A 24,259-nucleotide genomic window follows, 5' to 3' on the forward strand; every position below is an offset into this window, starting at 1 on the left:
CGGCGCCCGTCAACCGGGCGGTTCCGGCCGGTGCGGCGGCCGACGCGGCCGGTGGCCTCCACCCGCTCCCGTGCCACCTGGCGCACCTTCCCCGGCGCCGGGCGGTCACGATCTTCCCCCTGAGCGGGCGGGGACCACGGGCCGCGTTCCGGCCGCCGGCGGCTGCCACCCGCCGCCCCACGCGGCGACTCCGGCGCACAGTGGGCCAAAATAGGTCGGAGCTCCCGGACGTCGGGCTGCTCCGCACCGAAGAAGGGCGCCACCGCGCATGAGCACCAACGATCCGGCCCCCAAGCACGTCCCCGTGATGCTGCAGCGGTGCATGGACGCGCTGGCCCCGGCGATCTCGCAGCCCGGCGCGGTGGTGGTGGACGCCACCCTCGGCCTGGGCGGGCACAGCGAGGCCCTGCTGACCCAGTTCCCGGAGGTCCGGCTGGTCGCGGTGGACCGTGACCCGGCGGCCCTGAAGCTCTCCGCGGAGCGGCTCGCCCCGTTCGGCGACCGGGCCACCCTGGTGCACGCCGTCTACGACGAGATCCCCGAGGTGCTGGAGCGCCTGGAGATCCCCCGGGTGCAGGGCGTCCTGTTCGACCTCGGGGTCTCCTCGATGCAGCTGGACGAGGCCGAGCGCGGTTTCGCCTACTCCCAGGACGCCCCGCTGGACATGCGGATGGACCAGACCCGGGGCCTCAGCGCGGCCGAGGTGCTCAACACCTACACCCACGGGCAGCTGGCCCGGATCCTCAAGGTGTACGGCGAGGAGCGGTTCGCCGGAAAGATCGCCTCGGTGATCCTGCGCGAGCGGGAGAAGGAACCGTTCACCAACAGCGCGCGTCTGGTCGATCTGGTGCGCAACGCCATTCCGGCCGCGACCCGCCGCACCGGCGGGAACCCGGCCAAGCGCACCTTCCAGGCGCTGCGGATCGAGGTCAACGGCGAGCTGGAGGTGCTGGACCGGGCGATCCCGGGCGCCCTGGACGCGCTGGCGCTGGGCGGGCGGATCGTGGTGATGTCCTACCAGTCGCTGGAGGACCGCCTGGTCAAGCAGTACCTGGCGGCGGGCGCGACCACCACCGCCCCGCCCGGGCTGCCGTTCGTCCCGGAGGAGCACCAGCCCTGGCTGAAGCTGATCACCCGCGGTGCCGAGCTGGCCACCGAGCAGGAGATCGAGGAGAACCGGCGCGCCGCGCCCGTGCGGCTGCGGGTGGCGGAGAGGATCAGGGACCGAAGCACCCGGGGCTGACCAGGTTCACGGGGCGGTCCGAAGGGCGGAGGGAACAGCGTGGGGCCGGTGGCCGGAGGCGGGGCGAGGAGCGCGGTGCTCCCCGGGCAGGGCGGCAGGGCGCGGATCACGGTGCGGCCCGGGCGGCGCCCGGTACGGGGGAGGACACCGTTCGCGGTCCTGGTCGTGGTGCTGCTCGCGGCCGGGCTGCTCGGCCTGCTGGCGCTGAACACCGCCCTCAACGAGGGCTCCTTCGAGCTGTCCAGACTGCAGCGGCAGACCACCGTGCTCACCGACGAGCAGCAGGGCCTGCAGCACCAGATCGACCAGAACTCCGCACCGGACGCGCTCGCCCGCCGGGCCACCGAGCTGGGCATGGTGCCCGCCGGGGGGATGGCCTTCCTGGACGTCCCGAACGGCGGCAAGGTGCTCGGCACGCCCGGACCGGCCCAGGACAGCCCCCCGGTGAAACGGTCCACCGCCGAGCCGTGGCCCGGGAAGCAGCCGTCGCCGAGTGCCCAGCCGGGTGCGCCGGCCGCGCCGGCGCCCAGCGGTGACACCACCGTCCAGATCAACCCGGCCGCTCCGGCCGCCCCCGCCCCCGCCGGTTCGCCGGCCGCGCCCCAGCCGGCGCCGACCGCGACCGGAGGTGCGGGCCGATGAGCACGCCCCGACAGCCCACCGGCGGGACCGGCGGCGCCGGTGGCCGCCGATTCGTCGCCAAGGGCGCCGCTCCGCGGCAGACCCCACGCGGCCAGGCCGGCCGGGCCGAGCCCGGCAAGGCGCAGCCCGCGAAGGCGCAGCCGGCCAAGCCGCAGCCCGCCAAGCCGCAGCCCGCCCGGGCGAAGCAGCCCCCGAAGGCCCAGCCGCCGAAGGCGGCAGCACCCCGGAAGGCCCAGTCCGTCAAGGCCCAGTCGGCCATGCCGCGGCCCCCGCGGGCGCAGTCGGCCGGGACCGGCGACCCCAAGGCCGCCCGCCGACCGCTCCGCACCCCGGGCCAGCGCCGCCCGGAGGGCCGGCTGCCCGGCCGCCCGCGCCCGAAGTCCCGCCCGCCGCAGCGCCCCCAGGCCAGGGCGATCCGGCTGGCCGACCCGCGCCGCCGGCTGCGGGTGGTCACCGTCGCGCTGTTCCTGGTGTTCTCGGTCTTCGCCGGCCGCCTCGTCCAGCTCCAACTGCTGGACTCCGACGCGCTGGCCGCCGACGCCAACACCAACCGCTACCTGAGCATCCCGATCACCGCCGAGCGCGGCTCGATAACGTCCGCCGACGGCGTCGCCCTCGCCACCACCGTCGACGCCTACGACATCACCGCGGACCCGGCCATGTTCACCCCGGAGGCCGCGGGCGTCCCGGACGCCCCCGAGCAGGCGGCCGCGCTGCTCGCGCCGATCCTCGGCCTGTCCAAGGAGAAGCTCGCCGCCGACCTGCACACCCCCAAGACCCGCTACAAGCGGCTCGCCGCCCAGCAGAGCCCGGACGTCAAGAACCAGATCAGCGACCTCAAGTCGGGTCTGGAGAAGCAGGCGAACTCCAAGGCCTGCCTGGCCCAGAAGCGCCTGCTGACCAAGCCGGCCGAGGAGGGCGGCCGGACCAGGGTGGACAACGAGTGCGCCAACCCGCTGGCCGGCGTCTTCAACCGGGACACCCAGAAGCGCGTCTACCCCTCGGACGGGCTGGCCTCCAACCTGGTCGGCTTCGTCAACGCCGAGGGCGAGGGCGCCGGCGGCCTGGAGCAGCAGTACCAGAAGCAGCTCGCCGGCAAGGACGGCCACAGCAGCTACGCCCAGGCGGGCGGCCGGCTGGTGCCCACCGCCGGGGGTTCGCTGGACCAGGCCGTGCCCGGCACCGACCTGCGGCTGACCGTCAACCGGGACATCCAGTGGGCCGCCCAGCGCGCCATCACCGACCAGGTCGCCAACGCCGGGGCGGAGAAGGGCTACGTCGTCGTCCAGGACGTGAAGACCGGTCAGGTCCTGGCGATGGCCACCTCGCCCGGCTTCAACCCCAACGACCTGAGCACGGCCAAGTCCTCCCAGCTCGGCAACCCGGCCCTCCAGGACTCCTACGAGCCGGGCAGCACGGCGAAGCTGATGACGATGGCCGCGGTGCTGGACAGCGGCAAGGCCACCTGGGACACCAAGGTGACGGTGCCCGGGCGGCTCCAGCGGGCCGACGTCAACTTCCAGGACGACGTCGACCACGGCACCTGGTACCTGACCCTGGCCGGGGTGCTGGCCAAGTCCTCCAACATCGGCACCATCGAGGCCTTCGAGACGCTCGGCGCCGACCAGCCGGAGGCCAACCGGGTGCTCGACGGCTACCTGCGCAAGTTCGGGGTGGCGCAGCCCACCGGGCTGGGCTTCCCGGGGGAGGCCGCCGGAAAGCTGAAGAAGCCGGAGGACCTCGTGGCCTCGGAGAAGTACAACATCACCTTCGGGCAGGGCCCGATGACCCTCAGCGCCCTCCAAGCCACCTCGGTCTACTCCACGATCGCCAACGGGGGCGTGCGCGTGGCGCCGAGCGTGGTCCAGGGCACCACCTCGCCGGACGGCAGGTACACCCCGGCCGCGCCGGGGGCCCAGACCCGGGTCGTCAGCGAGCAGACCGCGAAGACGCTCACCGAGATGCTGGAGTCGGTCGTCACCGACGAGCAGGGCACCGGCGGCAAGGCCGCCGTCCCCGGCTACCGGGTGGCCGGCAAGACCGGCACCGCCAACCGGGTGGACCCGAAGACCGGCGGATACCGCGGGTACACCGCCTCGTTCATCGGCTTCGCGCCGGCCGACGCGCCCCGGGTCACCGTCTCCTGCGTGATCCAGGACCCGGTCAACGGCCACTTCGGCGGCCAGCTCTGCGGTCCGGTGTTCAAGCAGGTGATGGAGTTCACCCTGAAGACCCTGCAGGTGCCGCCGAGCGGCAGCGAGGCACCCAACCTGCCCGTCGAGTGGAAGCCGTGATCGACCATGAGCAACGAGCGGGCCGGGCGGGACGACGGCACGGCGAGGGCCCGGTTTGGCCCTGGACGCCCTTCGGCGGATAGCCTGCCCGCCGTGCCGAAACCCGATCAAATCACCGTGAGCCCGCCCCGCCCCGCCGGGGTGAAGGCCCTGCCGCTCGCCGAGCTGGCCCGTCTGCTCGGCCTCGCGCCGGTCGAGGGGAGCCCGGTCACCGGCGTCACCCACGACTCCCGCGCGGTGCGCCCCGGCGACGTCTACGTGGCCTTCCCGGGCGCCAACCACCACGGCGCGGCCTTCGCGGCCCAGGCCGCGGCCGCCGGCGCGGTGGCGCTGCTCACCGACCCGGCCGGTGCCGAACAGGCGGCCGGCAGCGGTCTGCCGTCGCTGGTGGTCGACCGGCCGCGGGCCCGGATGGGCGAACTGGCCGCCGCGGTCTACGGCCGCCCCGCCGACCGGCTGCTGATGATCGGGCTGACCGGCACCAACGGCAAGACCACCACCTCCTACCTGGTCGAGGGCGGTCTGCGCGGCGCCGGGCACAGCCCCGGCGTGATCGGCACCGTCGAGATGCGGGTCGGCGACGAGCGGATCAAGAGCGAGCGCACCACCCCCGAGGCCACCGACCTGCACGCGATCCTCGGCGTGATGGGGGAGCGCGGCGCGGACGCGGTGACCATGGAGGTCTCCAGCCACGCGCTGGTCTTCGGCCGGACCGACGGCGTCGTCTACGACGTCGCGCTGTTCAACAACCTCACGCCGGAGCACCTCGACTTCCACCCGGACATGGAGGACTACTTCCAGGCGAAGGCCCGGCTCTTCCAGCCCGGCAAGTCCCGGCTCGGCGTGGCCAACCTGGACGACGCCTACGGGCGCCGGCTGGTCGCCGAGGCGAAGATCCCGGTCACCTCGTTCTCCGCGACCGGTGCGGCCGAGGCCGACTGGCGCGCGGTGGACGTCCAGCTCGGCCCGATCGGCTCGACCTTCCGGGTGCTCGGCCCGGACGGCGCCGAGGCCGACGCGTCCGTCCCGCTGCCGGGCCCGTTCAACGTCGCCAACGCGCTGGCCGCGATCACCGTGCTGGTGACCGCCGGGCTGCCGCTGGAGCAGGTCGTCGCCGGGATCGCCGAGGTGCCCGGGGTGCCGGGCCGGCTGGAGCGGGTGGACGCCGGGCAGCCGTTCGTCGCGGTGGTCGACTACGCCCACAAGCCGGACGCCCTGCGCGCCGTCCTCGCCTCGCTGCGCGAGGTCACCAAGGGCCGGCTGCACGTCGTGGTGGGCTGCGGCGGCGACCGCGACCCGCACAAGCGCGCCCCGATGGGCGCCATCGCCGCCGAGCTCGCCGACACCGCCCTGCTGACCAGCGACAACCCGCGCAGCGAGGACCCGTTGGCGATCCTCGCCACCATGCTCACGGGCGCCGCCTCGGTGCCCGAGGCCGAGCGCGGCGCCGTCCTGGTCGTGCCCGACCGGGCCGAGGCGGTCCACCTCGCGGTGGCCCGCGCCCAGGCCGGTGACACCGTGCTGGTGGCCGGCAAGGGCCATGAGCTCGGCCAGTATGTAAGAGACGAGATCCGCCCCTTCGACGACCGGGAGGTACTGCGGGACTCGATCACGCGGACCACGGCCGCCCGGGGCACCGGAGGAGTAGAGCAGCCGTGATCGCACTGACCCTCGCCGAGGTGGCCGCAGCCGTCGGAGGCACCCTGGACGGCGCCGACCCCGACACCCCGGTCACCGGCCCGGTCGAGGTCGACTCCCGCAAGGTGCGCCCCGGCTGCCTGTTCGCGGCCTTCGCCGGCGAACACGTGGACGGCCACGACTATGCCGAGAAGGCGGTCGCCGCCGGCGCCGTCGCGGTGCTGGCCGCCCGCCCGGTCGGGGTGCCCGCCGTCCTGGTCGACAGCGTGGTGGACGCACTCGGCAAGCTGGCCCGGGCGGTGGTGGCCCGCGCCGAATCCACCACCGTGGTCGCGCTGACCGGCTCGGCCGGCAAGACCAGCACCAAGGACCTGATCGCCCAGCTGCTCCAGCGGCTCGGCGACACCGTCTACCCGCCCGGCTCGCTCAACAACGAGATCGGGCACCCGATGACGGCGCTGCGGGTCGAGGCCGGCACCCGGCACCTGGTGATGGAGATGGGCGCCCGGCACAAGGGCGACATCGAGTACCTCACCTCGATCACCCCGCCCCGGATCGGCCTGGTGCTGAACGTCGGCACCGCCCACGTCGGCGAGTTCGGCTCCCAGCAGGCGATCGCCGAGGCGAAGGGCGAGCTGGTCGAGGCGCTGCCGGCGGACGGTGCGGCGATCCTCAACGCCGACGACCCGCTGGTGCGCGCGATGGCCTCCCGCACCAGGGCCCGGGTGGTGTACTTCGGGGAGTCCCGCGAGGCGCACGTCCGGGCACAGGATGTTCGCCTGGACTCCACCGGACGGCCATCGTTCACGCTGACCACCCCGGCCGGTTCCGCACCCGTGCAGCTGCGCCTGTACGGTGAGCACCACGTCTCGAACGCCCTCGCCGCCGCAGCGGTGGCGGTGGAGCTCGGGATGTCCGTCGATGACACCGCCGAAGCGCTGAGCGAGGCGGGTGCGCTGTCCCGCTGGCGCATGGAGGTCGTCGACCGGGCCGATGGTCTCACCGTCGTGAACGACGCCTACAACGCGAACCCCGACTCGATGCGGGCCGCGCTGCGGGCGCTGGTCTCGATCGGAGGGCGCGGCCCGGAGCGCCGCCGCACCTGGGCGGTGCTCGGCGAGATGCGGGAGCTCGGCGAGGACAGCCTGGCCGAGCACGACGCCATCGGGCGGCTCGCGGTACGGCTGGACGTCACCAAGCTGGTGGCGGTCGGCGGACGCGAGGCGGCCTGCATGGAACTGGGCGCTAGGAACGAAGGTTCGTGGGGTGAGGAGTCGGTGCTGGTGTCCGACGCGGACGCGGCGGTCGAACTGCTGCGCAGTCAGCTTCGGCCGGGGGATGTGGTCCTGGTGAAGGCTTCCCGTTCGGTGGGGCTCGAGAAGGTGGCCGAGGCACTGCTCGCGGACGGTGCGGCCGAGTAATGAAGCAGATCCTCTTCTCCGGCATGATCGGCCTCGTCCTCTCGCTGCTCGGGACCCCGGCTCTGATCAAGCTGCTCGCCAAGCGCGGCTACGGCCAGTACATCCGCGACGACGGCCCCAAGGCGCACCACAGCAAGAAGGGCACGCCCACCATGGGCGGCATCGCCTTCATCCTGGCGACGCTGATCGCCTACTTCGCGACCAAGGCGATAACGGGCGACTCGCCGACCGCCTCCGGTCTGCTGGTGCTGTTCCTGACGGTCGGTCTGGGCCTGGTCGGCTTCCTGGACGACTACATCAAGGTCGTCAAGCGCCGTTCGCTCGGCCTGCGGGCCAAGGCCAAGCTCTTCGGCCAGTCGTTCGTGGGCCTCGCCTTCGCGATCCTCGCGCTGCAGTTCAGCGACGACCGCGGGCTCTCCCCGGCCTCCCAGCACCTCTCCTTCGTCCGGGACTTCGGCTGGTCGATCGGCCCGGTGCTGTTCGTAATCTTCGCGTACTTCATGATCGCCGCGATGTCGAACGGCGTGAACCTGACGGACGGTCTCGACGGCCTGGCCACCGGCGCCTCGGTGATGGTCTTCGGCGCCTACACCTTCATCGGCGTCTGGGAGTACGGCCAGAGCTGCGCCTACGCGATCTCGGCCACCTCCAGCTGCTACGACGTCCGCGACCCGCTGGACCTCGCGGTGGTCGCCGCCGCCCTGATGGGCTCCTGCTTCGGCTTCCTCTGGTGGAACACCTCGCCCGCCAAGATCTTCATGGGTGACACCGGCTCGCTCGCCCTCGGCGGCGCCCTGGCCGGTCTGGCGATCTGCTCGCGCACCGAGCTGCTGCTCGCGCTGCTCGGCGGCCTCTACGTGATCATCACCCTCTCGGTGATCATCCAGGTCGGCTCCTTCCGGATGACCGGCAAGCGGGTCTTCAAGATGGCCCCGCTGCAGCACCACTTCGAACTCAAGGGCTGGACCGAAGTCCTGATCGTGGTCCGGTTCTGGATCATCCAGGGCCTCTGCGTGGCCGTCGGTCTCGGCCTCTTCTACGCGGGATGGGTGACGGGATGACCGGACCGGTGTGGACCGGACTGCCGGTCGCCGTCGCCGGCCTGGGCGTCTCCGGCATCAGCGCCGCCCGGGTGCTGCACGGCCTCGGCGCGCTGGTCACGGTCGTGGACGGCGGCTCCGGCCCGGGCCTGGAGGCCCGCGCCGCCGAGCTGCGGGCCCTGGGCGTCACCGTCCGCCTCGGCGACGGCGACAGCCTGCCCGAGGGCACCCGGCTGGTCGTCACCTCGCCGGGCTGGCCGCCCAGCAGCCCGCTGTTCGCCGCCGCCGAGGCGGCCGGCGTCGAGGTCTGGGGCGACGTCGAACTGGCCTGGCGCCTGCGCGCGCCGCTGGCGTCGACCGGCGAGCCGGCCCCCTGGCTGGCCGTCACCGGCACCAACGGCAAGACCACCACCGTCCAGATGCTCGCCTCGATCCTCACCGCCGCCGGCCGGCGCACCGCCGCCGTCGGCAACGTCGGGGTCTCGGTGCTGGACGCGGTGCTCGCCGAGGAGCCGTACGACGTGCTCGCCGTCGAGCTCTCCAGCTACCAGCTGCACTGGGCGCCCTCGCTGCGCCCGTACGCGGCGGCCGTGCTCAACCTGGCACCCGACCACCTCGACTGGCACGGCTCGATGGAGGCGTACGCCGCCGACAAGGGCCGGATCTACGAGGGCAACGTCGTCGCCTGCGTGTACAACCTGGCCGACCCGGCCACCGAGGCGCTGGTCCGCGAGGCCGACGTCGAGGAGGGCTGCCGGGCGATCGGATTCGGCCTCGGCTCGCCCGGCCTGTCGAACCTCGGTGTCGTCGACGGCCTGCTGGTGGACCGCGCCTTCGTGCCGGACCGGGACAAGAACGCCGCCGAGCTGGGCTCGGTCGCCGACGTCCACCCGCCGGCCCCGCACAACATCGCCAACGCGCTCGCCGCCGCCGCCCTCGCCCGGGCGTACGGGGTGGACGCCGCGGCCGTCCGGGAGGGGCTGCGGGCCTTCCGCCCGGACGCCCACCGGATCGCCGAGGTCGGCGTGGTCGCCGGCGTCACGTACATCGACGACTCCAAGGCCACCAACACCCATGCCGCCGCGGCCTCGCTGGCCGCGTACCGGCCGGTGGTCTGGATCGCCGGCGGGCTGGCCAAGGGCGCCGCGTTCGACGACCTGGTCCAGGGCGCGGCCGAGCGGCTGCGCGCCGTGGTGCTGATCGGCGAGGACCGCGGGGTGATCCGGGACGCGCTGGCGCGACACGCGCCGGATGTCCCGGTGATCGAGGCGGCCGAGGGCCAGACTGGCGCGGTGGCGATGACCGAGGTGGTCCGTACGGCCGCGTCACTCGCCCGATCGGGTGACACGGTGCTGCTGGCCCCGGCCTGCGCCTCGATGGACATGTTCACCAACTACGGCGAGCGCGGCGACCTCTTCGCCGCGGCGGTCCGGGAGCTCGCGGACAGCTGACGGTCGGCCGGCCGGCCCGTTCGCCCGGACGTCCGACTCGGCTCATCCGCCCCTGCACGGCGGCCCGTCCCGTTCGAACGGACGTCCGGCTCGGCCCGCCGACCGGTGCACGGGCGAGCGAGCCGAAGGGGCGCGCCGAGCCTCGATAAGGAATGAGGGGCAGCGTGGTGGCGGGGCAGGGCAGGGAGGGCGGTTCCGGTACGCCGGGAAAGGGCTCCGGCGATCCGTGGCGGGTGCTCTCGGCGACCACGACCGCCTACAAGTCGGCCGGCCCGTTGGCCCGTCTGCAGGCCTTCCGGGCCCGTCTGCGGTACACCCTGGACCGGCCGCTCACGCCCTATCTGCTGATCATCGGCGCGACGCTGCTGCTCGTGGTGCTCGGCCTGATGATGGTCTTCTCGGCCTCGCAGATCCTCGCGCTGGGCCAGCACCGGTCCACCCAGTTCTACTTCTTCAAGCAGCTGGTCGCGGTGCTGCTCGGCTTCTCGCTGCTGGTCGGCTTCGCGCTGGTCCCGGTGGCGGTGCTCCGGGTGATCGTCTACCCCGTGATGTTCGGCGTGATCGGTGCGCTCGCGCTGGTCGCGATCCCCGGGGTCGGGGTGGAGGTCAACGGCAACCGGAACTGGCTGGATCTGGGCTTCTTCCAGTTCCAGCCGTCCGAGTTCGCCAAGCTCGCGCTGGTGCTCTGGGGGGCCGACCTGCTCGCCCGCAAGCAGCGGACCGGCACCCTCGACCAGTGGAAGCACCTGCTGGTCCCGCTGGTGCCGGGTGCGCTGCTGCTGCTCGCGATGATCATGCTCGGCGGCGACATGGGCACCTCGATGATCCTGGTCGCCATGCTGTTCGGCCTGCTCTGGATGGTCGGCGCCCCGATGCGGCTGTTCGTCGCCACCCTCGGCGTCGCCGTCGTGGTCTGCACCGCCCTGGTGGTCACCGTCCCGCACCGGGCCGAACGGCTCTCCTGCATCGGGGTGACCAAGCTCGACCCGGCCGGCGCGTGCTTCCAGGCGCTGCACGGGGTGTACTCGTTCGGACTGGGCGGTCTGTTCGGTTCCGGCCTCGGCGCCGGCGTCGAGAAATGGGGCCAGCTCCCGGAGGCGCACACCGACTTCATCTTCGCCACGACGGGCGAGGAACTCGGTCTGGTGGGGACGCTGTCGGTGATCGGTCTCTTCGCGGCACTAGGCTACGCGGGTATCCGTGTGGCCATCGGTACGAAGGACCCCTTCGTCAGGTACGCCGCGGGGGCCGCCACCACGTGGATCATGGCGCAGGCCGTGATCAACCTGGGGTCGGCACTGGGACTGCTGCCCATCGCGGGCGTCCCGCTCCCGCTGTTCTCCTACGGCGGTTCCGCCATGCTGTCGGCCATGTCCGTGATCGGTGTGCTGCTGTGCCTCGCGCGCAGCACCTCGGGCGCGAAGGCGGCCCTGGCCGCCCGGAGCAAGAACTCCCGGATCAGGAGACGACTGGCCCGGGTGCTGCCACGACGACGAACCACAGCGCGCCCGGCCCCGGTGCCGGCACGCAGGGAGCGGTGAATTTCGGTGCATGTCGTACTCGCCGGCGGGGGGACCGCCGGTCACATCGAGCCGGCCCTCGCCCTCGCGGACGCCCTCCGCAGGCACGACCCGTCCATCGGGATCACCGCCCTGGGCACCGAGCGCGGCCTGGAGACCCGGCTGGTGCCCGAGCGGGGCTACCACCTGGAGCTGATCCCGGCCGTTCCGCTGCCCCGCAAGCCCACCCCCGAGCTGATCACCGTCCCGGGCCGGCTGCGCGGCACCGTCCGAGCCGCCCAGGAGATCATCGAGCGGGTCAAGGCGGATGTCGTGGTCGGCTTCGGCGGCTACGTCGCGATGCCGGCCTACCTGGCCGCCAAGCGGGCCGGGGTGCCGATCGTGGTCCACGAGGCCAACGCCCGGCCCGGCCTGGCCAACAAGATCGGTGCCCGGTACAGCGACTTCGTCGCCGTCTCCACGCCGGACAGCAAGCTGCGCGACTCCCGGTACATCGGCATCCCGCTGCGCCGGACCATCGCCACCCTGGACCGCAACGCGGCCCGGCCGGAGGCCCGGCACTACTTCGGCCTCGATCAGCGGCTGCCCACGCTGCTGGTCTCCGGCGGCTCGCAGGGCGCCCGCCGGCTCAACGAGACCGTCACCGCCATCGCGCCCCGGCTCCAGCAGTACGGCGTGCAGATCCTGCACGCGGTCGGGCCGAAGAACGAGCTGCCGCAGGTGGACGACATCCCCGGGATGCCGCCCTACCGCGCCGTGCCGTACGTGGACCGGATGGACCTCGCGTACGCCGCCGCCGACCTGATGCTCTGCCGGGCCGGCGCCATGACGGTGGCCGAGCTGGCGGCGGTGGGCCTGCCGGCCGCCTTCGTCCCGCTGCCGATCGGCAACGGCGAGCAGCGGCTGAACGCCCAGCCGATGGTCAAGGCCGGCGGCGGGCTGCTGGTCGACGACGCGGAACTGACCCCGGAGTGGGTCCTGCAGAACGTCCTGCCGGTGCTCACCGACCCGCAGCGGCTCTGGGACATGAGCCGGGCCGCCGCCGAGTTCGGCCGCCGGGACGCCGACGACCTGCTGGTCGGCATGGTCTACGAAGCGATCGAGGCCGCCAGGGGTGGCCGCCGCCGTGGCTGACGGTCGGCCCGCCGATCAACCCCCGGCCTCCGGCCGGGGGTACCCGCGGGAGGAGGTGGAGTTCGGGGACGAGGAGTACTCGCCCCGGCTCCGGCTCTCCCGGCGGGGCATCGCGGTGCTGGCCGCGCTCGGCGCCTCGGTGCTGGGCGGGCTGGCCTGGCTGGTCTTCCTCTCCTCGGCCCTGGACGTGCGCAGCGTCGCGGTGCAGGGGGCGCAGGACGACCGGCTGACGGTCGACCAGGTCCGCGCGGCGATCGGCACGGTCGGCGCCGGCCCGCTGGCCCGGGTCGACCTGGACGCCGCCACCCGGCGGGTGGAGGCGATCCCGCGGGTGGCCCGGGCCGAGGTCTGGCGGGGCTGGCCGCACACCCTGCGGGTGAAGATCACCCAGCGCACCGCGGTGGCCGCCGTCAAGGGGGACGACGGCAGATTCACCCAGGTGGACGCAGGTGGCGTGAGCTTCGCCACCGAGGACGCCGCCCCGGCCGGAGTGCCGGTGGTCGAACTGCGGCTCAGTCAGCAGGCGAACGACGCGGCCGGGGTGATTTCCCGTCCGCAGTTGGTCCAGGGGGCGGTGGCGGTCGCCGCCGGGCTGCCCGCCGAGGTCCGGCAACGGGCCGGGGCGGTGCTGGTGCACTCCTACGACGACATCCAGCTGCAGCTCAGCGGGGGTGCCACGGTCCGCTGGGGGAGTCCGGACCAGATCGATCGAAAAGCCCGGGTGCTGGTGGCACTGATGAGTCAGAAGGGTACGAACTTCGACGTCAGTGCGCCGGACGCGCCGGCGGTGTCGGGATGATCCGGTAGGTTCTCTCCCTGGGGGAGGGGTTGACGCCTTTCGGTGACGGCCCGACCCTTGGTGGTCACCCCGGTTTCATAAGCTGGTTGATGATCACATAGGCTCAAAAGAAAAAGGGAAGCTCGGCGTGTTCGTTGAAACACGTGCCCGGGGCCACCTAGTGTCCTGTGTCACCAGACTGTGCTTCCTGGTGATGTGACGGAGGCACAGCACTAACCCTAAACGTCAAGTTTAGGGTTGGGGTCGGCGGTCGGCATTTCGGACATTCAGTCAGAAACCAGGCTCCCTACCCATCGACATCCGTCGGTACGGCACCCCACAGGGGCCGGCCGACCCGGAAATTCGAGGCGAGAGGCCTTCGACGTGGCAGCACCGCAGAACTACCTCGCAGTCATCAAGGTTGTCGGCATCGGCGGCGGTGGTGTCAACGCCATCAACCGGATGATCGAGGTCGGTCTCAAGGGCGTCGAGTTCATCGCGATCAACACCGATGCGCAGGCCCTCCTGATGAGCGACGCCGACGTCAAGCTCGATGTGGGCCGTGAACTCACCCGGGGCCTCGGCGCCGGCGCCAACCCCGAGGTCGGCCGCAAGGCCGCCGAGGACCACCGCGAGGAGATCGAGGAGGTCCTCAAGGGGGCCGACATGGTCTTCGTGACCGCGGGCGAGGGCGGTGGTACCGGCACGGGCGGCGCGCCGGTCGTCGCCAACATCGCCCGCTCGCTCGGCGCGCTGACCATCGGCGTGGTCACCCGCCCCTTCACCTTCGAGGGCCGTCGCCGCGCGAACCAGGCCGAGGACGGCATCGCCGGCCTGCGCGAAGAGGTCGACACCCTCATCGTGATCCCCAACGACCGCCTGCTGTCCATCTCGGACCGCCAGGTCAGCGTGCTGGACGCGTTCCGCTCCGCCGACCAGGTGCTGCTCTCCGGCGTCCAGGGCATCACCGACCTGATCACCACCCCCGGTCTGATCAACCTCGACTTCGCGGACGTCAAGTCCGTCATGTCGGAGGCCGGTTCGGCGCTCATGGGCATCGGTTCGGCCCGGGGCGAGGACCGCGCCAAGGCGGCCGCCGTGATGGCGATCTCCTCGCCGCTGCTGGAAGCCTCGATCGACGGCGCCCGCGGCGTGCTGCTCTCCATCTCCGGCGGCTCCGACCTCGGCCTGTTCGAGATCAACGAGTCCGCCCAGCTGGTCAGCGAGGCCGCGCACCCCGAGGCCAACATCATCTTCGGTGCGGTGATCGACGACGCGCTCGGCGACGAGGTGCGGGTCACCGTGATCGCGGCCGGCTTCGACGGCGGCCAGCCCCCGGCGATCGTCCGCGACCCGGTGGTCAAGGCCACCCCGGCCACGCCGCCGCCGGCCGCCCCCGAGCGTCCGGCGACCCGGCCCTCGTACGGGAGCATCGGGTCGGTGACGGCCCGCTCCGAGGGCGACGCCCCGGCGCGTTCGACGGAGAGCCCGGCCACCACGACCGCCGCTCCGGTGCCGCCGCAGGTGCAGCCGGCCCGCCAGCCGTACGTGGAGAGCCCCGCCGAGGAGCTCGACGTGCCGGACTTCCTGAAGTAAGCAGTGGTCGATCACGCAGTACGCAACGGTGCTCACTTCGCCTTCACCGACCGGTGGGGCGGGGTGAGCACTTCGCCGTACGGGGAGCTGAACCTCGGCGGCGCGGTGGGGGACGACCCGGCCGCCGTCCGGCGCAACCGGGCGATCGCGGCCGGCGCGCTGGGCCTCGACCCGGCGGACGTGGTCTGGATGAACCAGGTCCACGGCGCGGAGGTGGCCGTGGTGACGCGGCGCCAGTCCGCGGGGGAGGCGCCGACCGTCGACGCGGTGGTCACCGACCGGCCGCTGGCGCTGGCGGTGCTGACCGCGGACTGCACGCCCGTCCTGCTGGCCGATCCGGTGGCGGGCGTGGTGGGCGCGGCCCACGCGGGCCGGCCCGGGCTCGCGGCCGGGGTGGTGCCGGCGGCGGTCCGGGCGATGGTGGAGCTGGGCGCCGAGCCGGGGCGGATCACCGCCGCGACCGGGCCCGCGGTCTGCGGCCGCTGCTACGAGGTGCCGGCGGAACTGCGTGCGGAGGTGGCCCGGCTGGTGCCGGCCGCGCACGCCGAGACCTCCTGGGGCACCCCGGCCCTGGATGTGCCGGAGGGAGTGGCGGCGCAGCTGACCGCTGCGGGCGTCACCGAGTTGGTGCGATCATCGGTCTGCACCCTCGAATCCGCCGATCACTACTCCTATCGCCGCGAGCGGCGCACGGGCCGGCTCGCGAGCTACGTCTGGTTGGGCTCTGATCACTCATGACGAACGACATCTACGGACCGTTCCCGGGCGGTGCGGATTTCCTCGCCGCCCTGACGCCGGGCCAGCGGGCCCGGTACGAGGAACTCGGGACCAACCTCGACGTGGTCGAACGCCGGATCGCCGACGCCTGCGCGGCCGCGGGGCGGGCGCGTGACGAGGTGCGGCTGATCGTCGTCACCAAGACCTACCCGGCTCAGGACAGCGCACTGCTGGCCGCACTGGGCGTCACCGACGTCGCGGAGAACCGCGACCAGGACGCGGCGCCCAAGGCGGAGCAGTGCAGAAACCTTCCGCTGGACTGGCACTTCGTCGGCCAGCTGCAGACCAACAAGGTCCGCTCGGTGGTCCGGTACGCGAACCACGTGCACTCGGTGGACCGGCCGCGGCTGGTGGAGTCGCTCTCCGCGGCGGTGCTCAAGGCCGAGCGGCCCGAGCTGGGCTGCCTGGTGCAGGTCGCGCTGGAGAAGGAGCACGGCGAGGGCGAGGGCCGGGCCGGGGCGACCCCGTCGGAGGTCGAGGCGCTGGCCGACGCGATCGCCGACGCGCCCGGGCTGCGACTGGACGGTGTGATGACCGTCGCTCCGCTCTCCGGTCCGCTCGCCGGCGATCCGGCCCGGGCCTTCGAGCGGTTGACGGAAATCGCAACCGCCGTACGGGCGGCCCATCCTGCTGCCACCATGGTTTCCGCAGGAATGAGCGGTGACCTGGAGCAGGCCGTTGCCGCCGGGGCGACACATGTGCGCGTCGGAACGGCGGTACTCGGAGTGCGGTCACCCCTCGGGTAACGTCACCGGGTAGTAGATCAGACTGCAGGACAAAATAGGACAGAAGCTAGCAGCTTTCCAGAGCGCTGGCGAACCGTGGATCGTAGCTCCGCGGCCCCCACCCACGAGTTCTGACCGGCCGTCGGCCCGTCGGCTCGTCGTGGGCGGACCGCGGAATCCGCAGCCGGGGCCGGACGGCCCGGCCGTCGGTACGGAGCCGGTCCACCACGGAGCGGGCAGGGCGAGCGACCATCGAGAGGCGCGCGTTCGCGAAGCGACCACCGCGCGGACAGCGAGGTGGGCATGAGCGGAGGAGACAGGAGCATGGCCGGCGCAATGCGCAAGATGGCGGTCTACCTCGGCCTCGTGGAGGACGAGACGTACGACGGCCAGGGGTACGACCCCGACGACGACTACGACGCGGACCCCGAGCCGATCCGAACGGGGCGGACGGAGGACATCCCCCGGCCCGCCGCGGCACCCGCCCCGGTCTCCTCGATCACGCCGCAGCCGGTCCCGGCCGCGGTCCCGATCCGCCAGGAGACCCCGAGGATGGCCCCAGTGTCGTCCATCACACCCGAACGCCGCCACAACCTGGAGAAGAGCGCCCCGGTGATCATGCCCAAGGTAGTGAACGAACGAGAGCCCTACCGCATCACCACGCTGCACCCCCGGACCTACAACGAGGCCCGTACGATCGGGGAACAGTTCCGTGGCGGGACCCCGGTGATCATGAATCTCACCGAGATGGACGACACCGATGCCAAGCGGCTCGTAGACTTCGCCGCTGGACTCGTCTTCGGTCTGCACGGCAGTATCGAGCGCGTGACACAGAAGGTGTTCCTGCTGTCGCCTGCTAACGTCGATGTCACGGCGGAGGACAAGGCTCGGATCGCCGAGGGTGGGTTCTTCAACCAGAGCTGACCCGGCCACGACTTTACGTGTGGATCTGATCGACAGTGAGTTAGTGACAGGCGGCACGGCCGTAGGGCCGAGAACCGGGGAGAGGGAAGCGCGATGGGGATCGTGTGGGCGGTGCTCTATTACGCGCTGACCGTCTTCCTGGTGTTCCTGCTTGTGCGGCTGGTGATGGACTGGGTCTTCCAGTTCGCACGTTCGTGGCGGCCCGGCAAGGCCATGGTCCTGGTCCTGGAGGCCACGTACACTGTCACGGATCCGCCGCTCAAGCTTCTTCGGCGGTTCATTCCGCCGTTGCGTCTCGGGGGCGTGGCGCTCGACCTGTCCTTCTTCGTACTGATGATCATTGTGTATGTCCTGATCTCGCTTGTGCGGCCCTAGTCGTAGGTGAGCGATGCGACAGGATGCCGGTGTGCCGACGATCACGTTGAGGTGAAGAGATGCCATTGACCCCCGAGGACGTTCGGAACAAGCAGTTCACGACCGTCCGCCTGCGCGAAGGCTATGACGAGGACGAGGTCGATGCCTTCCTCGACGAGGTCGAGGCGGAGCTGACCCGCCTCCTCCGCGAGAACGAGGACCTGCGCGCCAAGCTGGCCGCCGCGACCCGTGCCGCCGCGCAGAACCAGGCCAACATGCGCAAGGAGCCGCCGCAGGACTCGCGTCCCGGCGCCCCGGTGCCGGCCGCCATATCCGGCCCGCCGGTGCCCGGGCAGCAGCAGGGCCCCGGCCCGCAGCAGATGGGCGGCCCCGGCGGTCCGCAGCAGATGGGCGGCCCGCAGCAGCAGCAGATGGGCAACCAGCCCCTCGGCCTGCCGTCCGGTGCCCCGCAGCTCCCGTCCGGCCAGGGCGGCCCGATGGGCGGCCAGCAGCAGCAGATGAACCAGACCATGGGCGGCCAGCAGCAGCTGGTGCAGCCGATGGGCGGTCAGATGCTCCAGCCCATGGGCGGTCCGGGTGGTCCGCAGCAGATGGGCAACCCGATGGGCCAGGGCATGGGCCAGCAGCAGATGCAGCAGATGGGTGGCCCGATGGGCCAGCCGCAGCAGATGGGCGGCCCGATGGGCGCTCCGATGCAGCAGCAGCAGGGCCCCGGCGGCGACAGCGCGGCCCGCGTGCTGGCGCTCGCCCAGCAGACCGCGGACCAGGCGATCTCGGAGGCCCGTTCCGAGGCCAACAAGATCGTCGGCGAGGCGCGCAGCCGGGCCGAGGGTCTGGAGCGCGACGCCCGTGCCAAGGCCGACGCCCTGGAGCGGGACGCGCAGGAGAAGCACCGCGTCGCGATGGGCTCCCTGGAGTCCGCGCGGGCCACGCTGGAGCGCAAGGTCGAGGACCTGCGGGCGTTCGAGCGTGAGTACCGCACGCGTCTGAAGTCCTACCTGGAGACCCAGCTGCGCCAGCTGGAGTCGCAGGCGGACGACTCGCTCGCTCCGCCGCGCATCCCGGCCACCGCCTCGCTGCCGCCGGCCGCGTCGTCGATGGCTCCGGCCGGTGCGTCCGCGATGAGCGGGGGTGCTCCGGGCTTCGGTGGCAACCAGCCGTCCTTCGGCGGGAACCAGCCCTCGTTCGGCGGCCAGAGCTCCTTCGGCGGCAACAACGGTGCGCCGAGCTTCGGCGGGCAGTCCTCCGGTGGCAACTCCGGTGCCCCGCAGATGCAGCCGGCCGGGATGACGCAGCCGATGGCCGCCGTCCGCCCGCAGCCGCCGCAGCCGATGCAGCAGGCGCCGGCGCCGATGCGCGGTTTCCTGATCGACGAGGACGGCGACAACTGAGGTTGTAGCCAGGCATTTCGAGGGCGCCCCTGCCGTGACTTCCGGGTCATGACGGGGGCGCCCTCGTCGCTGTGCCCGCCCGGGTGAGCGCCGGTGCGACCGGGCGCCGGGGCGCGGGCTCCGGAGACGGCGAAGCCGCCGCCACCCCGGGTGGGGTGGCGGCGGCTTCGCCGTGCGGATCGGGCCCGACGGGTCGGGCCGTGCGGGTCAGGCGGTGCGGGTCAGGCCTTGCGGAGCCGGAAGGTCAGGCCGAGGCCCTCGTCCGAGAAGGTCTCGGACTCCCAGTCGGCGGCGCCCGCCGCGAAGTCGGTGGCCAGCACCTCCTCGGCGACCAGCGGGCCGTGCTCGGTGATCGCCTCGGTGGTCTCGTCGGAGGTGGCCTGCCAGCGCAGCACGATCCGGTCGGAGACCTCCAGGCCGGAGTTCTTCCGGGCCTCCTGGATCTGCCGGATCGCGTCGCGGGCGATGCCGAGGCGCTTGAGCTCCGGGGTGATGGCCAGGTCGAGGGCGACGGTGGCACCGGACTCGTTGGCGACCGCCCAGCCCTCGCGCGGGGTCTCGGTGATGATCACCTCGTCCGGGCCCAGCTCGATCCGCTCGCCGTTCAGCTCTACCCCGGTGCTGCCGGTGGCGCGCAGCTCGGCGGCGAGCACCGCGGCGTCGGCGGCCGCGACCACCTTGGCCACGTCCTGAACGCCCTTGCCGAAGCGCTTGCCGAGCGCCCGGAAGTTCGCCTTGGCGGTGGTGTCGACCAGCGAGCCGCCGACCTCGGCCAGCGACTCCAGGGTGGAGACGTTGAGCTCCTCGGCGATCTGCGCGCGCAGGTCGGCCGGCAGCTCCTCCCAGCCCTGGGCGGCGATCAGCGCGCGGGAGAGCGGCTGACGGGTCTTCACGCCGGACTCGGCGCGGGTGGCCCGGCCCAGCTCGACCAGCCGGCGCACCAGCGCCATGTGGCGCGAGAGGTCGGCGTCGATCAGCGCCTCGTCCGCCTCCGGCCAGCCCGCCAGGTGGACCGAGGCCGGGGCCTGCGGGGCGACCGGGACGACGAGGTCCTGCCAGACCCGCTCGGTGATGAACGGCGTCAGCGGGGCCATCAGCCGGGTGACCGTCTCCAGCGCCTCGTGCAGGGTGGCGAGCGCGGCGGCGTCGCCCTGCCAGAAGCGGCGGCGGCCGCGGCGGACGTACCAGTTGGAGAGGTCGTCGACGAAGCCGGAGAGCAGCTTGCCGGCGCGCTGGGTGTCGTACGCCTCGAAGGCCGCGTCGACCTCGCGGACCAGGGTGTTCAGCTCGGAGAGCACCCAGCGGTCCAGCTGCGGCCGCGCCGCCGGGGCCGGGTCGCTCGCGGACGGCGCCCAGCCGGAGGTGCGGGCGTACAGGGCCTGGAAGGCCACGGTGTTCCAGTAGGTGAGGAGGGTCTTGCGGACCACCTCCTGGATGGTGCCGTGGCCGACCCGGCGGGCCGACCAGGGCGAACCGCCGGCCGCCATGAACCAGCGCACCGCGTCCGCGCCGTGCTGGTCCATGAGCGGGATCGGCTGCAGGATGTTGCCCAGGTGCTTGGACATCTTGCGGCCGTCCTCGGCCAGGATGTGGCCCAGGCAGACGACGTTCTGGTAGCTGCTCCTGTCGAACACCAGGGTGCCGACGGCCATCAGCGTGTAGAACCAGCCGCGGGTCTGGTCGATCGCCTCCGAGATGAACTGCGCCGGGTAGCGCTTCTCGAAGAGCTCCTTGTTCTGGTACGGGTAGCCGTACTGGGCGAAGGGCATCGAGCCGGAGTCGTACCAGGCGTCGATCACCTCGGGCACCCGGGTGGCGGTGCCGGAGCACTCGCGGCAGGCGAAGGTGACGTCGTCGATGTATGGGCGGTGCGGGTCCAGGCCGCTCTGGTCGGTGCCGGTGAGCTCGGAGAGCTCGGCCAGCGAGCCGACGCAGGTGAGGTGGTTCTCCTCGCAGCGCCAGATCGGCAGCGGGGTGCCCCAGTAGCGGTTGCGGCTGAGCGCCCAGTCGATGTTGTTGTTCAGCCAGTCGCCGAAGCGGCCGTGCTTGACCGTCTCCGGGTACCAGTTGGTGGCCTCGTTCTCGCGGATCATCGCGTCCTTGACGGCGGTGGTCCGGATGTACCAGGACGGCTGCGCGTAGTAGAGCAGCGCGGTGTGGCAGCGCCAGCAGTGCGGGTAGCTGTGCTCGTACGGCAGGTGGCGGAAGAGCAGGCCGCGCTCCTGGAGGTCCGCGACCAGGGCCTCGTCGGCCTTCTTGAAGAACTGGCCGCCGACCAGCGGGACCTCGGGCGCGAAGGTGCCGTCGGCGAGCACCGGGTTGACCACCGGCAGGCCGTAGCGGCGGCAGGTCGCGAGGTCGTCCGCGCCGAAGGCGGGGGACTGGTGGACGATGCCGGTGCCGTCCTCGGTGGTGACGTAGTCGGCGTTGAGGACGTAGTGCGCGTCCTCGATCTCGACCAGGTCGAAGGGGCGGCGGTACGCCCAGCGCTCCATCTCGGCGCCGGTGAAGGACTCGCCGGTGGCCTCCCAGCCCTCGCCGAGCGCCTTGGCCAGCAGCGGCTCCGCGACGACCAGCCGCTCGGTGCCGTCGGTGGCCACCACGTAGGTGACCTCGGGGTGGACGGCGGCGGCGGTGTTGGAGACCAGGGTCCACGGCGTGGTCGTCCAGACCAGCAGCGCGGCCCCGCCGGCCAGCGGGCCGGAGGTGAGCGGGAAGCGGACGAAGACCGAGGGGTCGACGACGGTCTCGTAGCCCTGGGCCAGCTCGTGGTCGGACAGGCCGGTGCCGCAGCGCGGGCACCAGGGGGCGACCCGGTGGTCCTGGACCAGCAGGCCCTTGTCGAAGATCTGCTTGAGCGACCACCAGACCGACTGGACGTAGGACGGGTCCATCGTCCGGTAGGCGTCGTCGAGGTCGACCCAGTAGCCCATCCGGGTGGTGAGCTCGGTGAAGGCGTCGGTGTGGCGGGTCACCGACTCGCGGCACTTGGCGTTGAACTCGGCGATGCCGTACGCCTCGATGTCCTGCTTGCCGGAGAAGCCCAGCTCCTTCTCGACGGCCAGCTCGACGGGGAGGCCGTGGCAGTCCCAGCCGGCCTTGCGGGCGACGTGGTAGCCCTTCATCGTCCGGTAGCGGGGGAAGACGTCCTTGAAGACGCGGGCCTCGATGTGATGGGCGCCGGGCATGCCGTTGGCGGTCGGCGGGCCCTCGTAGAACACCCACTCGGGGCGGCCCTCGGACTGCTCCAGGCTGCGCTGGAAGATCTTGCTGTCCTGCCAGAAGGAGAGGATCTGGTGTTCGAGAGCAGGCAGGTCCACCTGCGCGGGGACGGCGTTGTAGGTGGTCATCGCGGTGTCAAACCTCCGGCGGATATCGGCTGGATCCGACGGAGGGACGAGACGGCGAGCCGCCCCGCGGTACCACCCTCCTTGGCCGCGGTGCTGCTGCGACCCTCTTGTTTGGGCTTGCTGCCGGTTCTACCGGGCCGCTGGGCTGACCAGCGGCCGTTCTTCCGGCGGCTCCGGGGTGATCTTCCCGCCGCGCACACCCCCGGGCTCGCACCGTCCCCGGGTCGCTGGTGGCTGCGTACGTCGGTACTCGTCCCATCTGCGCCTTGCCGGCCCAGTCTATCGGCAGCCGCAAGTCGGTTTGTCCGCCGCCGCGACGGCGCGCGGAGGCGGTTAGGCGGAGGTGTTCTGGGCACAACTCAGGTCAGCGCGCGGGGCGGGGCGGTTGTGACGGCTGCCTGGGTGGGATCATTGTGAGGCGTCGGTATGTCATGTTGTGACCGGTTTTGATGGGGATTATCGTTCCGGCACTGGAGGCCGCCGGGAACCGGCGGCTCGATTCGTTCGTAGATGGGGTCGAAGCCATGGCTGATGAGGCAACCGGCGCGGGTACCGCCACCAAGCGGGCCCGCAAGGCCGTGGCAGGCGAACCAGGGGAGGGGACCGTGACCACTACCGCACGGCACAAGACCAGCAACGATTCCGCGCTCGTGGCCCCCGGCCGCACTCGCACCCCCGCCGCGGCGGTCCGCGGCGGCGGCGCGGAGGCCGTGGACCCGGCCGAGCTTCCCGTCCGCCCGGGCGAGGACCCGTGGACCTCGCAGGAGGTGCACGAACTGCACGCCGAGCTGATCAGCGAGCTGGACCGGCTGCAGAACGAGATCGGCGCCGCCGAGGCCGCGATCACCGGGCTGATGCGGGACTCCAACGACGGAGCCGGCGACGACCAGGTCGACGCCGGTACGAAGAACATCTCGCGGGAGAGCGAGCTGGCGCTGGCCAACAACGCCAGGGAGAGCCTCGCGCAGGTCGAGCGGGCCCTGGGCCGACTGGAGGGCGTCGGCTTCGGGACCTGCGAGTCCTGCGGCCAGGCCATCGGCAAGGCCCGCATGCAGGCCTTCCCCCGGGCGACGCTCTGCGTCCAGTGCAAGGCCAAGCAGGAACGCCGCTGACCGGGGCGACGCGGGGGGTCGGGCTTGCCGTACGCTCGACCCCGTAACGTCGCCTGACTCGTCGAGGTCGGCGACCACCGGCCCACTCTCCCCCGACCTTCGGCCCCGGGGGACCCTCATCGGCAGCGGAGCGGATCATCAGTACGCAAGGTTCCCCCCAGACGCGGGACGAGTCCGTCCCGACCCCCGCCGAAGCCCTGGAGGAGGCCGTGGCCGAGCCCGGTGAGGTGACCGCTCCGGTCGAGCAGGAGGCACCGAAGGGCCGTCGGCGGATCGGTGTCCTGCTGGGCGTCGCGCTGGTCGCCTTCCTGATCGACCTGGGGACCAAGCTGCTGGTGGTCGCCCGCCTGGAGAACCACGCGGCGATCAAGGTGATCGGCGACGTGGTGACCTTCCAGGTGATCCGCAACTCCGGCGCCGCGTTCGGCATGGGCCAGGCGCTGACCATCGTCTTCACCGTGATCGCGGCGTCGGTCATCGTGGTCATCTGGCGGATCGCCCGCCGGCTGTACAGCCTCCCCTGGGCGATCGCGCTCGGGCTGCTGCTCGGCGGGGCGCTGGGCAACCTGACCGACCGGCTGTTCCGCTCGCCGAGCGCCTTCCGCGGCCACGTCGTGGACTTCATCTCCGTCCAGCACTTCGCCGTCTTCAACCTCGCCGACTCGGCGATCGTCTGCGGCGGCATCCTGGTGGTGCTGCTCTCCTTCCGCGGCAGCAACCCGGACGGCACGGTCCACCAGCCGGCCGGCAAGGGCGCGGGCGGTAAGGACGGGGCGGCCGGGGCGGCCGGGGGCGACGCCGGCGGGGACCGGCCCGGCCCGACCGCGTAAGGGGCGGCTCCCGCGTCC

At 72.4% G+C, this 24,259-nt stretch carries 19 protein-coding genes; 18 read left to right on the plus strand and 1 reads right to left on the minus strand.

What is annotated here, in order from left to right; all coding sequences use genetic code 11:
- Nucleotides 1-268 precede the first annotated feature (268 nt).
- The 16 genes from rsmH to ACIF6L_RS08100 all read left to right on the plus strand — a co-directional run bounded on the left by rsmH (nucleotide 269) and on the right by ACIF6L_RS08100 (nucleotide 18,949).
- Nucleotides 269-1,243 (plus strand): 16S rRNA (cytosine(1402)-N(4))-methyltransferase RsmH, encoded by a 975-nt coding sequence (gene rsmH, locus ACIF6L_RS08025; protein ID WP_352287112.1) that lies wholly within the window; start codon nucleotides 269-271, stop codon nucleotides 1,241-1,243.
- Nucleotides 1,244-1,318: 75 nt separating this feature from the next.
- Nucleotides 1,319-1,885: a cell division protein FtsL gene (locus ACIF6L_RS08030; protein ID WP_396486869.1), complete on the plus strand. Its 567-nt coding sequence runs from the start codon at nucleotides 1,319-1,321 to the stop codon at nucleotides 1,883-1,885.
- On the plus strand, nucleotides 1,882-4,179 hold the full coding sequence (locus tag ACIF6L_RS08035; protein WP_396486868.1) for a penicillin-binding transpeptidase domain-containing protein: 2,298 nt from the start codon (nucleotides 1,882-1,884) through the stop codon (nucleotides 4,177-4,179). Before ACIF6L_RS08030 ends, ACIF6L_RS08035 begins: the two co-directional genes overlap by 4 nt.
- 6 nt (nucleotides 4,180-4,185) lie before the next feature.
- The gene (locus ACIF6L_RS08040) at nucleotides 4,186-5,838 is read left to right on the plus strand and encodes a UDP-N-acetylmuramoyl-L-alanyl-D-glutamate--2,6-diaminopimelate ligase (RefSeq protein ID WP_396486867.1); all 1,653 of its coding nucleotides are present in this window, start codon (nucleotides 4,186-4,188) and stop codon (nucleotides 5,836-5,838) included.
- Nucleotides 5,835-7,238: a UDP-N-acetylmuramoyl-tripeptide--D-alanyl-D-alanine ligase gene (murF, locus tag ACIF6L_RS08045; protein WP_329487258.1), complete on the plus strand. Its 1,404-nt coding sequence runs from the start codon at nucleotides 5,835-5,837 to the stop codon at nucleotides 7,236-7,238. The genes ACIF6L_RS08040 and murF overlap by 4 nt, the downstream gene beginning before the upstream one ends.
- Entirely contained in the window at nucleotides 7,238-8,299 is a 1,062-nt protein-coding gene (mraY, locus tag ACIF6L_RS08050; RefSeq protein WP_329487257.1) for a phospho-N-acetylmuramoyl-pentapeptide-transferase, read from the plus strand. The genes murF and mraY overlap by 1 nt, the downstream gene beginning before the upstream one ends.
- On the plus strand, nucleotides 8,296-9,729 hold the full coding sequence (gene murD / locus ACIF6L_RS08055) for a UDP-N-acetylmuramoyl-L-alanine--D-glutamate ligase (RefSeq protein WP_359834332.1): 1,434 nt from the start codon (nucleotides 8,296-8,298) through the stop codon (nucleotides 9,727-9,729). The genes mraY and murD overlap by 4 nt, the downstream gene beginning before the upstream one ends.
- 233 nt (nucleotides 9,730-9,962) lie before the next feature.
- On the plus strand, nucleotides 9,963-11,270 hold the full coding sequence (gene ftsW, locus ACIF6L_RS08060; RefSeq protein ID WP_396487115.1) for a putative lipid II flippase FtsW: 1,308 nt from the start codon (nucleotides 9,963-9,965) through the stop codon (nucleotides 11,268-11,270).
- A gap of 6 nt (nucleotides 11,271-11,276) precedes the next feature.
- Complete coding sequence (gene murG / locus ACIF6L_RS08065; protein WP_329487255.1) at nucleotides 11,277-12,383, plus strand: undecaprenyldiphospho-muramoylpentapeptide beta-N-acetylglucosaminyltransferase; 1,107 nt, start codon at nucleotides 11,277-11,279, stop codon at nucleotides 12,381-12,383.
- Nucleotides 12,376-13,182 carry a cell division protein FtsQ/DivIB gene (locus tag ACIF6L_RS08070; protein WP_396492485.1) on the plus strand — a complete coding sequence of 269 codons (807 nt, stop codon included), beginning with the start codon at nucleotides 12,376-12,378 and terminating at the stop codon, nucleotides 13,180-13,182. The genes murG and ACIF6L_RS08070 overlap by 8 nt, the downstream gene beginning before the upstream one ends.
- 363 nt (nucleotides 13,183-13,545) lie before the next feature.
- Entirely contained in the window at nucleotides 13,546-14,757 is a 1,212-nt protein-coding gene (gene ftsZ / locus ACIF6L_RS08075; protein WP_329487253.1) for a cell division protein FtsZ, read from the plus strand.
- A 3-nt stretch (nucleotides 14,758-14,760) separates the two neighbouring features.
- Nucleotides 14,761-15,495 (plus strand): peptidoglycan editing factor PgeF, encoded by a 735-nt coding sequence (gene pgeF / locus ACIF6L_RS08080; protein WP_329487252.1) that lies wholly within the window; start codon nucleotides 14,761-14,763, stop codon nucleotides 15,493-15,495.
- A complete protein-coding gene (locus ACIF6L_RS08085) occupies nucleotides 15,492-16,280 on the plus strand; it encodes a YggS family pyridoxal phosphate-dependent enzyme (protein WP_329487251.1) in 789 nt (262 codons plus the stop codon). The genes pgeF and ACIF6L_RS08085 overlap by 4 nt, the downstream gene beginning before the upstream one ends.
- Nucleotides 16,281-16,583: 303 nt before the next feature.
- The gene (locus ACIF6L_RS08090; protein ID WP_329487250.1) at nucleotides 16,584-17,183 is read left to right on the plus strand and encodes a cell division protein SepF; all 600 of its coding nucleotides are present in this window, start codon (nucleotides 16,584-16,586) and stop codon (nucleotides 17,181-17,183) included.
- 93 nt (nucleotides 17,184-17,276) lie between these two features.
- A complete protein-coding gene (locus ACIF6L_RS08095; RefSeq protein ID WP_148645520.1) occupies nucleotides 17,277-17,558 on the plus strand; it encodes a YggT family protein in 282 nt (93 codons plus the stop codon).
- Between the two features lie 59 nt (nucleotides 17,559-17,617).
- A complete protein-coding gene (locus tag ACIF6L_RS08100; protein ID WP_396486865.1) occupies nucleotides 17,618-18,949 on the plus strand; it encodes a DivIVA domain-containing protein in 1,332 nt (443 codons plus the stop codon).
- A gap of 221 nt (nucleotides 18,950-19,170) precedes the next feature.
- On the opposite strand, the gene ileS is transcribed toward ACIF6L_RS08100, so the two are convergent.
- Nucleotides 19,171-22,299 carry an isoleucine--tRNA ligase gene (ileS, locus tag ACIF6L_RS08105; protein WP_396486864.1) on the minus strand — a complete coding sequence of 1,043 codons (3,129 nt, stop codon included), beginning with the start codon at nucleotides 22,297-22,299 and terminating at the stop codon, nucleotides 19,171-19,173.
- A gap of 605 nt (nucleotides 22,300-22,904) precedes the next feature.
- On the opposite strand from ileS, the gene ACIF6L_RS08110 reads away from it, so the two are divergent.
- Both ACIF6L_RS08110 and lspA read left to right on the plus strand, forming a co-directional pair.
- Nucleotides 22,905-23,411 (plus strand): TraR/DksA family transcriptional regulator, encoded by a 507-nt coding sequence (locus tag ACIF6L_RS08110; RefSeq protein ID WP_359802530.1) that lies wholly within the window; start codon nucleotides 22,905-22,907, stop codon nucleotides 23,409-23,411.
- Nucleotides 23,412-23,608: 197 nt separating this feature from the next.
- Nucleotides 23,609-24,241 carry a signal peptidase II gene (gene lspA, locus ACIF6L_RS08115; RefSeq protein WP_396487113.1) on the plus strand — a complete coding sequence of 211 codons (633 nt, stop codon included), beginning with the start codon at nucleotides 23,609-23,611 and terminating at the stop codon, nucleotides 24,239-24,241.
- Nucleotides 24,242-24,259: the final 18 nt, after the last annotated feature.

Source organism: Kitasatospora sp. NPDC086009 (genome assembly GCF_044540385.1).
Taxonomy (GTDB): Bacteria; Actinomycetota; Actinomycetes; order Streptomycetales; family Streptomycetaceae; genus Kitasatospora.

Excerpts from the sequence above, each read along its gene's own strand:
- rsmH (WP_352287112.1), top strand. The coding sequence starts at position 269 with ATGAGCACCAACGATCCGGCCCCCAAGCACGTCCCCGTGATGCTGCAG.
- ACIF6L_RS08035 (WP_396486868.1), top strand. The coding sequence starts at position 1,882 with ATGAGCACGCCCCGACAGCCCACCGGCGGGACCGGCGGCGCCGGTGGC.
- ACIF6L_RS08040 (WP_396486867.1), top strand. The coding sequence starts at position 4,186 with ATGAGCAACGAGCGGGCCGGGCGGGACGACGGCACGGCGAGGGCCCGG.
- mraY (WP_329487257.1), top strand. The coding sequence starts at position 7,238 with ATGAAGCAGATCCTCTTCTCCGGCATGATCGGCCTCGTCCTCTCGCTG.
- murD (WP_359834332.1), top strand. The coding sequence starts at position 8,296 with ATGACCGGACCGGTGTGGACCGGACTGCCGGTCGCCGTCGCCGGCCTG.
- ACIF6L_RS08085 (WP_329487251.1), top strand. The coding sequence starts at position 15,492 with ATGACGAACGACATCTACGGACCGTTCCCGGGCGGTGCGGATTTCCTC.
- ACIF6L_RS08090 (WP_329487250.1), top strand. The coding sequence starts at position 16,584 with ATGGCCGGCGCAATGCGCAAGATGGCGGTCTACCTCGGCCTCGTGGAG.
- ACIF6L_RS08095 (WP_148645520.1), top strand. The coding sequence starts at position 17,277 with ATGGGGATCGTGTGGGCGGTGCTCTATTACGCGCTGACCGTCTTCCTG.
- ACIF6L_RS08100 (WP_396486865.1), top strand. The coding sequence starts at position 17,618 with ATGCCATTGACCCCCGAGGACGTTCGGAACAAGCAGTTCACGACCGTC.
- ileS (WP_396486864.1), bottom strand. The coding sequence starts at position 22,299 with ATGACCACCTACAACGCCGTCCCCGCGCAGGTGGACCTGCCTGCTCTC.